At 64.7% G+C, this 11,716-nt stretch carries 12 protein-coding genes and 1 tRNA gene; 6 read left to right on the plus strand and 7 right to left on the minus strand.

What is annotated here, in order from left to right; genetic code table 11:
- Positions 1 to 250 precede the first annotated feature (250 nt).
- Both NED97_RS00855 and NED97_RS00860 read left to right on the plus strand, forming a co-directional pair.
- Positions 251 to 1,642 (plus strand): signal recognition particle protein Srp54, encoded by a 1,392-nt coding sequence (locus tag NED97_RS00855; protein WP_252488856.1) that lies wholly within the window; start codon positions 251 to 253, stop codon positions 1,640 to 1,642.
- Positions 1,643 to 1,740: 98 nt separating this feature from the next.
- Entirely contained in the window at positions 1,741 to 2,709 is a 969-nt protein-coding gene (locus NED97_RS00860) for a hypothetical protein (protein ID WP_252488857.1), read from the plus strand.
- Here the strand turns inward: NED97_RS00860 and NED97_RS00865 are convergent.
- From NED97_RS00865 to NED97_RS00875, 3 genes are all read right to left on the minus strand, one after another.
- A complete protein-coding gene (locus tag NED97_RS00865; RefSeq protein WP_252488858.1) occupies positions 2,706 to 3,665 on the minus strand; it encodes a CBS domain-containing protein in 960 nt (319 codons plus the stop codon). The two genes, NED97_RS00860 and NED97_RS00865, sit on opposite strands and share 4 nt — an antisense overlap.
- A 76-nt stretch (positions 3,666 to 3,741) precedes the next feature.
- Positions 3,742 to 4,155 (minus strand): RNA-binding domain-containing protein, encoded by a 414-nt coding sequence (locus NED97_RS00870; RefSeq protein WP_252488859.1) that lies wholly within the window; start codon positions 4,153 to 4,155, stop codon positions 3,742 to 3,744.
- Positions 4,152 to 4,739 (minus strand): AAA family ATPase, encoded by a 588-nt coding sequence (locus NED97_RS00875; RefSeq protein ID WP_252488860.1) that lies wholly within the window; start codon positions 4,737 to 4,739, stop codon positions 4,152 to 4,154. The genes NED97_RS00870 and NED97_RS00875 overlap by 4 nt, the downstream gene beginning before the upstream one ends.
- Positions 4,740 to 5,104: 365 nt before the next feature.
- Between NED97_RS00875 and NED97_RS00880 the strand changes: the two genes are divergently transcribed.
- The 3 genes from NED97_RS00880 (at position 5,105) to NED97_RS00890 (ending at position 7,466) form a co-directional block, all read left to right on the plus strand.
- The gene (locus tag NED97_RS00880; protein WP_252488861.1) at positions 5,105 to 5,473 is read left to right on the plus strand and encodes a DNA polymerase V family protein; all 369 of its coding nucleotides are present in this window, start codon (positions 5,105 to 5,107) and stop codon (positions 5,471 to 5,473) included.
- A 384-nt stretch (positions 5,474 to 5,857) separates the two neighbouring features.
- Positions 5,858 to 5,932 (plus strand) — tRNA-Arg (locus NED97_RS00885).
- A gap of 331 nt (positions 5,933 to 6,263) precedes the next feature.
- Positions 6,264 to 7,466: a C45 family autoproteolytic acyltransferase/hydolase gene (locus NED97_RS00890; protein ID WP_252488862.1), complete on the plus strand. Its 1,203-nt coding sequence runs from the start codon at positions 6,264 to 6,266 to the stop codon at positions 7,464 to 7,466.
- A 39-nt stretch (positions 7,467 to 7,505) separates the two neighbouring features.
- Here the strand turns inward: NED97_RS00890 and NED97_RS00895 are convergent, their stop codons facing one another.
- Positions 7,506 to 8,591 (minus strand): glutamate-cysteine ligase family protein, encoded by a 1,086-nt coding sequence (locus NED97_RS00895; RefSeq protein ID WP_252488863.1) that lies wholly within the window; start codon positions 8,589 to 8,591, stop codon positions 7,506 to 7,508.
- Positions 8,592 to 9,006: 415 nt separating this feature from the next.
- Between NED97_RS00895 and NED97_RS00900 the strand changes: the two genes are divergently transcribed.
- On the plus strand, positions 9,007 to 9,537 hold the full coding sequence (locus NED97_RS00900) for a hypothetical protein (protein WP_252488864.1): 531 nt from the start codon (positions 9,007 to 9,009) through the stop codon (positions 9,535 to 9,537).
- 72 nt (positions 9,538 to 9,609) lie between these two features.
- Here the strand turns inward: NED97_RS00900 and NED97_RS00905 are convergent, their stop codons facing one another.
- The 3 genes from NED97_RS00905 to NED97_RS00915 form a co-directional block, all read right to left on the minus strand.
- Positions 9,610 to 9,843, minus strand: coding sequence for a hypothetical protein (locus NED97_RS00905; protein ID WP_252488865.1), 234 nt, complete (start codon positions 9,841 to 9,843; stop codon positions 9,610 to 9,612).
- Positions 9,844 to 10,257, minus strand: coding sequence for a universal stress protein (locus NED97_RS00910; RefSeq protein ID WP_252488866.1), 414 nt, complete (start codon positions 10,255 to 10,257; stop codon positions 9,844 to 9,846).
- Positions 10,258 to 10,585: 328 nt separating this feature from the next.
- Complete coding sequence (locus NED97_RS00915) at positions 10,586 to 11,680, minus strand: aminopeptidase (protein WP_252488867.1); 1,095 nt, start codon at positions 11,678 to 11,680, stop codon at positions 10,586 to 10,588.
- Positions 11,681 to 11,716 lie beyond the last annotated feature (36 nt).

Below are 11,716 nucleotides of genomic sequence, written 5' to 3' on the forward strand. Positions count from 1 at the left end.
TCGCATCTCACCGCGGCGGCTGGTTCGAACGTTGCGAGCGGAAATCACCGACGACGCCGAGAGAGTTCCATTCTCAGTACTCAGTACGGCATTCATGACGTCGATCCGTGAAATTAATCGACCTGCTATCGACTCTTTGCCCCGTGCGCAACCACGACTGTCGACCGCTGTGAGTGATGACCGACCCCGACGAGGGGACGCTGACGGCCGAGAAAAAGCCTTTAACACCGTCGCCACGTACACCGAGCAAATGGTACTCGACGATCTCGGGAGTTCACTGCGGGGAACCCTCGACAAACTCCGCGGGAAGTCACGACTCAGCGAGGAGGACATCGAGGAGATCGTCAAGGAGATCCAGCGCTCCTTGCTCTCCGCCGACGTCGACGTCTCGCTGGTGATGGAGCTGTCGGACAACATCAAAGAGCGTGCCCTGGAGGAGGAACCCCCCGCCGGTACCCCGGCGCGGGACTTCGTCCTCCGCATCGTTTACGAGGAACTGGTCGACCTCATCGGCGAGTCGACGGATCTGCCGCTCGAGGAGCAGACGATCCTCCTGGCGGGCCTGCAGGGGTCGGGGAAGACGACCTCCGCCGCGAAGATGGCCTGGTGGTTCTCGACGAAGGGCCTTCGTCCGGCGGTCGTCCAGACGGACACCTTCCGGCCCGGCGCCTACGATCAGGCCAAGGAGATGTGCGAGCGCGCGGAGGTCGACTTCTACGGCAACCCGGACAACGACGACCCGGTCGAGATCGCTCGCAACGGCCTCGAGGAGACGAGCGAGGCCGACGTCCACATCGTGGACACGGCAGGTCGCCACGCGCTCGAGGAGGACCTGATCGACGAGATCGAGCAGATCGAGGAGACGGTCGATCCCGACAAGTCGCTGCTCGTCCTCGACGCGGCGATCGGCCAGGGTGCGAAGGACCAGGCCCAGCAGTTCGACGAGTCGATCGGGATCGACGGCGTCGTCATCACCAAACTGGACGGTACTGCGAAGGGTGGCGGTGCCCTGACTGCCGTCGATCAGACCGACAGTTCGATCGCGTTCCTCGGGACCGGCGAGGAGGTCCAGGACATCGAGCGGTTCGAACCCAACGGCTTCATCTCGCGGCTGCTCGGGATGGGCGACCTCGGCCAGCTCGCCGAGCGCGTCGAGCGCGCCATGGAGCAGACCGACGTCGAGGAGGAGGAGTGGGACCCCGAAGACATGCTCAAGGGCCAGTTCACCCTGAACGACATGCAAAAACAGATGGAGGCGATGAACAACATGGGGCCGCTCGACCAGGTGATGGACATGATCCCCGGCTTCGGCGGCGGGATCAAGGATCAGCTTCCCGACGACGCGATGGACGTCACTCAGGATCGCATGCGAAGCTTCACGGTGATCATGGATTCGATGACCGACGCCGAGAAGGAGTATCCGAAGGCGATCGGCGCGAGCCAGATCGAACGCATCGCGCGCGGCTCCGGGACGAGCGAGGAGGAGGTTCGGGAACTGCTCCAGCAGTACAAGATGATGGAACGGACGATCAAGCAGTTCCAGGGGATGGGATCGGACAAGGAGATGCAGCGCATGATGAAACAGATGCAACAGGGCGGCGGTGGCGGCGGCGGTATGGGCGGCATGGGTCCGTTCGGATAACGTCCGATTCTCGCCGCCTCGACCTTCCGTCGCGGAAGTCTCTTGGAGACGAGCTATCCAGTACGTTCATTGTATTCTAGACGTATGGTCGAGTACGAATGGATCGTCGTCACTATCTTCGGATCGGACTCTCTCTCGCGTGCTGTAGTGCAATCGCCGGCTGTCTCGACGAGGTCGATGCGACCGTCGGATCGGACGACGAAAGCGACGTCGACGTTGCGGACCGCACCGGCGAACGGGCGCTCGCCCGGGCGGTCGGGCGACTGAACGATGCGGCGCTCGCACTCGAGACCGACGACCTCGAGTCAGAGGGTGCGGCGTTCGACCCCGAGGAGCCGCGGGAACTGCTCGCCGCCGCGCGGGAGTTCCTCGAGACCGCCGCGACCGAACTCGAGGACGATCGTCGGCCGGACGTCGACGAACTGCGGGCGTACGCGGACGTTCTCGAGGCCCTGGTCGACGTCACCGAAACCGTCACCGACGAGACCCACGAGGAGGACGTCGACGCGGTCTCCGACGCCATCGCGGACCGGCGACTCGAGGACGCGTCGGAGACCGTCGACGAACTGGCCGAGACGTTCGACCGTGCAGACGATCGATTCGACACTGCCGTATCCGACCTCGAGTCGCTCGACGCCGACAGACTCGCGGCGCTCTCGATCGTCGACCTCGCGGAGATCGAATCGGGTGCGTCGGCGCTCGGCGACGTTCTGGCGTCGACGATCGCGCTCGTGACTGCCCTCGAGTCGACGGTCGGGGGGTACGAGTGTCTCAAGCGCGGCGAAGCACACGACGAGAACGAGGAGTACGAGCGCGCCGAGGAGTCGTTCCGTGACGCCGAGGCGGCGTTCGCCGCGGCGACGACGAGCCTCGAAGACGGACGGGAAGATGCGCCGACGGGACTCGAATCGCACTTCGAGACCGGACTCTGCCAGAACGCTTCCCTCGCGTCCGCGGCCGACCACTTCGTCGCGGCCGCCGAGGCGGCGACGAATCGCGATCCGCACACCGCACGGCGGCGACGGGACGACGCCGAGACGGCTCTCGAGTCCGTCGAAGACTGCTAGGCCGTCGCCGTCCGCTCGAGAATCGATTCCGGCGGCAGTTCGTCGATGAGAACGACCGCGTCGCCCTCGAGGACGACCTCGTCGGAACCGTCGCGGACGGTCGTTTCGATCCGGTACTTCGAGCGCCCGAGGTCGTCGGTCACCTCGCAGACGGCGGTCACGCGGTCGCCGACCGAGATCGGCGCGAGGAAGCTACTCTCCTGGGAGAGATAGATCGTCAGGCCCGGAAGCCGCGCGAGCGCCGCACTGATCAGCCCGTTCGCGAGGACGCCGTGAACGATCGGTTCCCCGAAGCGCGTCTCGGCGGCGTACTCCGGGTCGAGATGGAGCCGATTCGTGTCGCCGGTTACCTCGGCAAAGTCCTCGACGTCTTCGGCGGAGAGGTTCTTCGAGAAGGTGGCGACGTCGCCGACCGACACGGTCGATTCGTCTTCGCCGTGGTACTCGAACTCCCAGTCGTCGCGCTCGTACTGGGTGTCGGTTCGCACCCGGCGCTTCGGTGGCTGGGCGTCGACGCCACCCACGTGGCGAAGGAGGTGCGGGACGAAGTAGGAGAGCTCCGTGGTCGTGAGAATACCGACGAGTTCGCCGTCCCCGTCGGCTCCGCCCTCGTTCGTTCCGGAACCGTCGTCCGGTTCAGTGACCGGGAGGTGTTCGAGACCTGTCGCCCGTAATCGCTCGGCTGCGTCGACGATCGACGCGTCCGCCGCGATCGTTTCGAGCGGACGCGCCATCACGTTGGCGAGTTCGACGCCGCGAAGATCCTGCCGGTCGCAGAGACAGGTTGCGAAGTCACCCTCGGTGACGATCCCGATCGGCCGGTCGTCGCGGACGACGACGACGGAACTGACGCGATCGTCTCGCATCAGCGTTGCAGCGTCGGCGACGGTCGCGTCCGGCCGAGCGGTGACGACGTCGGTGACCATGATCTCCGAGACGGGTATCGTGCGGTGCATACCGACGACCTACACCGGTCCACCCTATCAACACCGTGCCCTCGTACCGTCGACGCGGCCGGCCGCTCGAGTCGGCTCAGGTGTCGACCGGTCTGCCGTCCTCGGTCGGCGGTGCGATCTGGTCGACGTAGCTCTCGAGATCCGGTTCTTCGACGCGCACTCGAACGGTGATCTCGCCGAGTTCGTCCGGTTCGCCGACCGAGAAGTTGACCCGGTCCTCGAAGGCTGCCTGTTTCTTCAGCGCAAAGGAGAAGGTGTCGCCCTCGCGGTTGGCGAAGAACTCGCCGCGGGCGGTATCGAGGATCTCCTGGCGGTGCAACAGTTCGGAGAAGTGATCAAGCGAGTGGGTCTCACCTCTGATCTCGCCGAACTCCTCCTCGAGTTCGGCGTTGGGGAAGACGTTCATGACGGCGTCTGCGACGCGGCTCGTCACTTCGGTGTCGTACACTGGTGCCGTGATCTCGACGTCGACGCGGTAGATCTCTGTCATGGCTGTCGTAGCTCGTTTCCTGCGTTTTCGGCCGCGCGCGACTCGTCTTCGACGATCGCCCGGATCCGCTCGCGGAACGCCTCGAGCGAGTCGGTGTTCTCGACGACGACGTCGGCGCGGTCCATCGCGTCGTCCATGCCGAAGCCCCGCTCGCGCTCGTCGCGAGCGGCGAGCGCCTCGCCGCCGCCGTCCTCGCTGACGTCGCGGCCGCGGGCGTCGATGCGCTCGGCCCGAAGCTCGAAGGGGGCCTCGATGCTGACGAGCGTGAACGACTCCTCGAACCGTTCCTCGAAGACGTCGACTTCGACGTCGGATCGGATGCCGTCGACCAGCACCGTGTCGTGGTCCTCGAGGCGGTCTTCGATCATCGGGAGCGAGCGCTCGGCGATGGCCGCCGGTCCGTTCTCGTCGCGCAGCGCCTGGGCGACGCTCCCGTGGTCTTTCGCGGGGTCGAGTCCGCGGTCGGCTGTCTCCTGGCGGACGACGTCGCCCATCGTCACTACGGGGATTCCCTCCTCGCGTGCGACGGTGGCGGCCTCGCCCTTGCCGCTGCCGGGAAGTCCCACCGTTCCGATGACGTGCATCGAGGGAACGTACCGCGGAGACGTGCATAAGGGCTGTGTTCGTCGCTCGAGAGCGTTCGTTCCGCTAGCCCGTGGATAGCGGCCCGGTTGTCTCTATTGCAACTCATTAGCGATCGATATAGTCGGACCGCGTCCGGTCGATCTGGCCTCTCGGATGCTAATTATTTCGCGATGTCGACTCGATAACGATACGGAATTCGGACGTCTCCGGTCTTTCAGTGCTTTCAGTACCGAAACAACGATCATTTTTGCAACCGTTTACGCGTCCGGATCGAACCGTTGAGAACTCGTCTGAATCCAACCCAATCGTCGAAACCGAGTCGGTCCGTTATTTACCAGTCTGCCATTGCACCCGAGTGCATACCATGACAAAACCATCCCTCGACAGGCGCCGATTCACGAAGGTAGTCGGCGCTGGTGCGGTCGCAGCTATCGCAGGTTGTATGGACGACGACGAAGAGGAAGACGACGGCCTCGGCGACGAGGAGGAAGACGGAATGGAGGAAGACGACGAGATGGGCGAAGAGGACGACGGCATGGGCGAGGACGACGAGGAGGATGACGGCCTCGGCGAGGAAGACAACGAGACGGACGAAGACGGCGGCATGGGCGAAGACGACGAGGAGGACGACGGAATGGGCGAGGACGACGAGGAGGATGACGGCCTCGGCGAGGACGACGAAGAAGAAAACGCCAGCATGGACGACGAAGAAGAAGACGACGACGGTCTCTAACGCGGCAGACAACGGCTGACGGACTGGGCTGACGTCAGTTTTGGTCACCTTCCTCTTCGGTTCGACCAGTTGGCCGATAGACACTGGCACGTACCGCGTGCTGGTCTCCGCGCGACGGCTCGAGGGCCGAAATGGGGTGTCACTGACAGCGGGTCGACGCGGTGGTCGCTGCCCGCCTCGCGACGTTCGGGGTCCTCGGGCCCGACGCACCGCCGGTCGCGTTCAGCTGTTCTTTCGGGTGTAGTCGAGTGCCTCGGGGCGGTCGTCTCGACTTGGTTCGCGACGCGGACTCCCGTGACTCGGTCGACCTCCTGTTCGCGGTATTGCGGCGCGGCTGGCGGAATTCCAACCGCTTATATCGCTCGATGGACGATTCGTACTCGAGGGCACGTAGCTCAGTCCGGAAAGAGCGTCGGACTTCTAATCCGACGGTCGTGGGTTCAAATCCCATCGTGCCCGCTGATTCTGTTGCGAGCGAACGCGAGCAACGAATCGAGGACCGCGTGGGATTTGAATCAGGGAGTAGCTTCGCTGTGACCGTGGTTCAAATCCTATCGTGCCCGTGAACGAGCCACAAAGTGACGAGTGAACCGACCGTCTGGCTCCGGTTCAAATCCCGCTGTGCCAGCTGTTGCGAACGATACAACTGTTGATATCGTAGCTTTTCACCGCGAAATCAATTCTCGAGGGGGCGCTACCGGTCGGGGGTACCGTCTCCGCCTCTGTCGACGGCCGCATCGGTTCACTGTGCAGGCCGCCGATACAACCCGCTCGAGCCGCTTTTCCAGATATGAACGAGACGGACGTCGAGACGACCGCGTACACCGAAACGATCGCCGACTCGGACACGTTCGCCGAGCAAGCGCGCCGTCGCGCGGCGACCGAGCGGGAGGTCGTCGAGTGGGCCGTCGACGAACTCGCGTCGGCGATCGCCGAGCAGGAGGTCGATCTCGAACCGCTGCTCGAGTACGGCCGTCGGAGTCGCGAGAGCCTGCCGGATCGCCACCGCCGGGCCTACGAGGCGATGGCCGAGGAGTTCGACGTCGATCCGGACGTCTACGAAGCGTACGTCTTCGCGTACTCGGAACTCTGTGAGGAACTGGCCGACGGAGCGGGGCGCACGGAGAAGCATCCGAAGGGATGTACGAACGCGCTCGTTGCGCCGTCGAAGGTCGATTCCGAGTCGGCCGCGGACACCGCCGACGCGCCGGCCGACGGCCCGCTCGTACTCAAAAACCGTGATATCGCGGGTCGAGGTGCCCGGCCGAAGTCGGTCGTCGAACAGCCGCCGATCGACGACTACTACGGATTCCTGACCGTCGACACCTGCGGGACGATCTCGGTCTTCAAGGGGGTCAACGACCAGGGGCTGGTCGCGGCGAACACCTACATCGACAGCGAGCGAGACGACGTCGATCCCGAGGAGCAGCTTCGAAACGGGACGGTCATCCGCATGCTGCTAGAGGAGTGTGCCACCGTCGAGGAGGCTCGGACGCTGCTCGAGTCCCGTCCGACGCGCCGGCTGATGGGACAGACGCTGTTTCTCGCCGACGAGGCCGACGCCGTCCTGCTCGAGATCGATCCGGTCGCCGAGCGGATCGCCGTCGACGACGAGAGTGTCGTGACGCGAACGAATCACTTCGTGCTGTCGGAGTCGACCGAGACGAGGAGTTCGATCAGGCGACGAGAACGGGCGCTGTCGCTGCTCGAGGGCGACGAGCGGCTCGATCGAGACGACCTGTGGACGTTCGCGCGGGATCACGAGAACGGGCCCGGTGACGACTCGATCTGTCGGCACCCGGAGCCCGAGACGGACGAACCGCACGCGTTCGGGCAACTGACGACCGCGAGCACGGCCATCTTCGAGGGCGGATCGCCGGAGATCGACGTCGCGATGGGCAACCCTTGCGAGACGGAGCGCGAGCGGTGTTCGTTCGCCGACGAGATTCCGACGGCGCTCCGGACCGGCCAGCGGTGGCTCGATCGACGGTAACTGCCGGCTATCGGCAACGCGTTTCCATAACGCGCAGGATCAGGCTCGAACGCGAGGCCGTTCGAGGTCGGCCTCGAGCCGTCTCGCGGCCTCGAGTCGCAGGTTCTTCGCGCGGGCTTTCGTGAGCCGCGAGTCGGGCATTCGAGCCGCGAGCGGATCGTACGCCGAGGGGGAGAACCCGAGTTCCTGCAAGTAACGCTGAACGCCCGAGTCCTCGAGACCGTCGTGGATCACGGTGTCGGTGACTTCCTCGACGGTTTCGAACGCGGGGAGCGGCATTTCGCCACCGGTGGCGCCGGTCGACGCGTCGGTGCCGTCGATAGTGGTGCCGCGGGCGTCGGCGTGCGTGACGATCGACCGAACCGTCTCCGCCAGCTGAAGCACCTGACTCGGCAGGGCCGTGTCGGGCGAGCGCCACTCGACCGTCGGCATCGCTTTTCGCAGCCGGACCGGCGTCCAGACCGCGTCGTAGGGATCGAACTCGTCGTCGAAGGCGTCCGGATCGACGCCGTACTCGAGCGCGCGTTCGCGGAACCCGTTGTAAGCGTCCTCGAGACGCGCTTCCCACTCGGCGACGCTGTCGACGTAGGGCCAGAGCTGACCCTGCTCGGGACAGGCCCCGTAACACGAGCGCCGGTAGAGGTACGGGCGTGCACAGTCGTGGATCCGTTCGCCGCGGTAGTGCGACGAACTGTTGACGAGCGCGAAAGCGGGATCGAGTGCGGTGAGCGTATTGAGCTGGTCGACGACGTTCGACTGCTCGAAGTGAACGTGCGTGCCGGCGCAGACGCGCGCGTCGTCGAACGTCGGCCCGACGATCCGGCGCTGGAGGTCGGTTCCCCGCTTCTCGCGGTAGGGGATCTCTGCCGGCGAGGCGTGCAACGGCGTCGCCAACGGGACGAGTCGCTTATCCCGTTCGCGGGCTGCGTCCACGACGGTCCTGATTCGGCCGAGGAACTCCTCGCGGAGTTCGGTCGTCGACGAACACGGGGTTGTCTTGATCTCGAGCATCGGCTCGACGAACTCGGGGTCGATCTGCTTCGAGACGTCGAGCAGCGTTTCGGGGGGTACCAGGTCGCCATCGTCGTCGATGACCCAGTACTCTACCTCGAGGCTAGTTTTCATGGATGTCTCTGTTGGACTGCGCCTGTCGTATCGGCCCTCGAGCAAGCCGTCACCGGGCCGTTGCTATCAGTCGAGCGCCGATATCCGAACTCGAACGGTACCGACGAATTCGGTGACAGCGCCCTGTTTTCCGCTTCTGGATTCTGAGCTAGGGAGGTTCTACGTGAAGCGGTTGAGCCTGCGTGTGAAGGGAAAACGTCGCTCCGAATCCAACGAGATACCGATTCCCGGCGCGTGAGGCTAATTTCCGCGGTATCCGTCTCCGGGCGTCCTCGAGTTCAGGCCTGTGACGCCACCGGCCGACGCTACGGGAGGCGGTCCCGACCCAGTGTGCGCGGTACGTAGCGATTGCGGCGAGTGGGACGTACTCCGCGCGTGGATGCAACTTATGCCGTTCAGTCACGTACCACCGATAATGGCTCCGAACGTCGCGGACAGGCGAACGTTCCTGTCGGGTGCGGCTGCGACGGTCGCGACCGCGTCCGTCGCCGGCTGTCTACGCGGCGAGGACGAGAGCGACGGAGGCGACGAGTCGGAACCCATCGTGGACGTGGCGGAAACGATCGAGGGAGACACCAGTCCCGAGGCGTGGCGAGAGGTCGAACGGATCCGTTTCGACGGCTACGTCGGGGGCTGGGTCGGCGTCGAACCGTCACACATCGACCGCGTCGAGAATCCGACCCTGGTGCTCTTCGAGGGTCGTCCGTACGAGATCACCTGGGAGAACCGGGACAACGTCAAGCACAATCTGGCGATCTACGACGCCGAGGAGCAGCTCGTCGACGAGTACGCGACCGACGTCGTCGCCGACGTCGGCGGAACTGAAACGCTCGCGTTTACCGCAACCGATGAGATGGAAACCTACATCTGCGAGCACCAGCCGGCGATCCAGCTCGGCGACATCGAGATCGTCGACGACGCAGACGCGTCGATACGCAACACGTAGCGCCGAGAACGGGTGGTATCGATCGTCTCCGTCCGGGTTCGCGACTGGTGGGTAACGACGTTCAGGCGGCTGCTATCGTAAGGAGCGTTCGTCGAGTCTGACGTCTCGAGTCCCGGCGATCTCGAGGTCACCGTCGGAGCGAAGCTCCGACGAGCCTCCGCTCGCGTCGCTCGCGGAGACGCCGTCGACGCGATCGTCTCCCTCGCGAGCGATCTCCCGGAGCGCGCGGGGGAAGTCGCTGGCGGTCGAGGGGAAGGTGAGTAACACGCAGCGAGTCGTCCCGTTCGAGAGGACTGACGGCCCCACTCAGCGGACGACGGTAACCGGGACCGGCGCCCGACGGACGATCTTCTCGGCGACGCTGCCGAGCAGGACGCGGGAGACGCCTTCTCGTCCGTGGCTCCCGATCACGATGTGGTCGACGTCGTGCTCCTCGGCGAACGTCACGACCTCACGTTCGGGCTTGCCGACGGCGGTCTCCGTCCGGAATTCGACGTCGTCGGTATCGAGTACCGCCGTGGCGTCTTCGAGTTCCGTCGAGGCCTCCTCCTCTCGGTCCTGGAGCGCTTCCTTCACGAGATTGATGCCGGCTTCGGTAGAGCCGTCCGCCGCTTCGACGACGCGCAACAGGATGATCTCCTCGTCGGCGTGGGACGAAAACGCGTACTCTACCGCCTTCTGTGCCGGCGCCGAACCGTCGTACGCGACGAGCACTGCCATGCGTCCGCTAGTCGTTCCGGGATCATAAACACCGAACTTTTTCCGCTCGGGTGGCTCGCTCCGCTCGCCACCACTCTCTGCTCACGGGCACTTCGTGCCCGTTCGCACGGCTCGCGGGACCATCGGTCCCGCGCTGGGCGCAAAAACATCCTCAGAAATCTTCGATTTCTGACGGGCCCGCAAGCGCGCAGCGCTTGCGGACTTCGATGAAAAAGGCCGCGACTCGCTCCGTTCGTCGCGGATGCTATTCTTCACGGCTCGCGTTGCACGCTACTTGCACGCTATTCCGATCCACGGTTCGAAACGAACGACGTGAGTGAGAACCGCGCTACTCTTCGAACCCGTCCTCGAATCGGAACGTCCCGTTCCGCTGCACCACTTCGCCGTCGACTTCGATGAACGAATCCTCGCTCATGTCGACGATCATGTCGACGTGAACTGCGGAGTCGTTGGCCTCGTTGCCCTCGCCGACGGTATCGTCGTAGGCGCGGCCGACGGCCATGTGGACGGTGTCGCCCATCTTCTCGTCGAACAGCATGTTGTAGGTAAACCGGTCGATGTCGCGGTTCATCCCGATCCCGAGTTCGCCCAGTCGGCGGGCGCCCGCGTCGGTCTCGAGCACCTCCGTCAGGACGTCCTCGTTCTTCGCGGCCGAGTGGGAGACGACCTCGCCGCCCTCGAACTCGAGGGAGACGTTCGTGATCTCCCGTCCCTGGTGGTACAGCGGCATGTCGAACAGCACCTCGCCCTCGACGGAGTCGGGTTCGGGTGCGGTGAAGACCTCGCCGCCGGGGAGGTTGTGCTCGCCGTAGTCGTTGAGCGTCGGGTTGCCGTCGATCGACATCGTGACGTCCGTGGTGTCGCCGCTAACGATCCGGATCTCCTCGGCGGGATTCATGATCTCGACCATGTTCGACTGGTGGTCGCGCTGTTCGTCCCAGTCCTTGTTGACGGCGTCCCAGACGAAGTTCTCGTAGCCCTCCGTGCTCATCTCCGCGAGCTGGGCGTTCGCCGGCGCCGGGTACTGAGTGAGACACCAGCGCGTCGAGAGCCGCTCCTCGAGGATGGGTTGGTGAGCCTGCTGGTAGGCCGCCTGCGTCTCGGGCTCGACGTCGCTGGTCTGGGTGACGTTGTCGCTCGCCCGGATGGCGATGTAGACGTCGGTGTTTTCGATGAGCGCGAGTTCGTGCTCGGGCGTCTCGAAATCGGGGTCGGCCGCCCGGAGGTAGGCGCGCTGCTGGCGCTTCCCGGTTCGCTGGCTGGTCGTGATCGGGTTGGCGCCGTGGTCGCCGATCACCTCGTGGAGGGCGACGACCAGGTCCTCGGCGACGGGGTGTGCGTCGACGACGACGTTATCCCCCACCTGGAGGTCGACGGAGTGGTTCGCGATGATCTCGGCGTGTTCCCGGATACGTGCGTCCATGTGACGCAAATTCTGCCACGGTGGTCATACCGTTTT

The organism is Natronococcus sp. CG52 (assembly GCF_023913515.1).
GTDB classification, from domain to species: domain Archaea; phylum Halobacteriota; class Halobacteria; order Halobacteriales; family Natrialbaceae; genus Natronococcus; species Natronococcus zhouii.

What these genes read in the sequence shown, in the direction of transcription:
- NED97_RS00880 (WP_252488861.1), top strand. Translation starts at nt 5,105, where the DNA reads ATGACAAAACCATCCCTCGACAGGCGCCGATTCACGAAGGTAGTCGGC.
- NED97_RS00875 (WP_252488860.1), bottom strand. Translation starts at nt 4,739, where the DNA reads ATGCACGTCATCGGAACGGTGGGACTTCCCGGCAGCGGCAAGGGCGAG.
- NED97_RS00865 (WP_252488858.1), bottom strand. Translation starts at nt 3,665, where the DNA reads ATGCACCGCACGATACCCGTCTCGGAGATCATGGTCACCGACGTCGTC.
- NED97_RS00910 (WP_252488866.1), bottom strand. Translation starts at nt 10,257, where the DNA reads ATGGCAGTGCTCGTCGCGTACGACGGTTCGGCGCCGGCACAGAAGGCG.
- NED97_RS00890 (WP_252488862.1), top strand. Translation starts at nt 6,264, where the DNA reads ATGAACGAGACGGACGTCGAGACGACCGCGTACACCGAAACGATCGCC.
- NED97_RS00895 (WP_252488863.1), bottom strand. Translation starts at nt 8,591, where the DNA reads ATGAAAACTAGCCTCGAGGTAGAGTACTGGGTCATCGACGACGATGGC.
- NED97_RS00915 (WP_252488867.1), bottom strand. Translation starts at nt 11,680, where the DNA reads ATGGACGCACGTATCCGGGAACACGCCGAGATCATCGCGAACCACTCC.
- NED97_RS00860 (WP_252488857.1), top strand. Translation starts at nt 1,741, where the DNA reads ATGGATCGTCGTCACTATCTTCGGATCGGACTCTCTCTCGCGTGCTGT.
- NED97_RS00870 (WP_252488859.1), bottom strand. Translation starts at nt 4,155, where the DNA reads ATGACAGAGATCTACCGCGTCGACGTCGAGATCACGGCACCAGTGTAC.
- NED97_RS00855 (WP_252488856.1), top strand. Translation starts at nt 251, where the DNA reads ATGGTACTCGACGATCTCGGGAGTTCACTGCGGGGAACCCTCGACAAA.
- NED97_RS00900 (WP_252488864.1), top strand. Translation starts at nt 9,007, where the DNA reads ATGGCTCCGAACGTCGCGGACAGGCGAACGTTCCTGTCGGGTGCGGCT.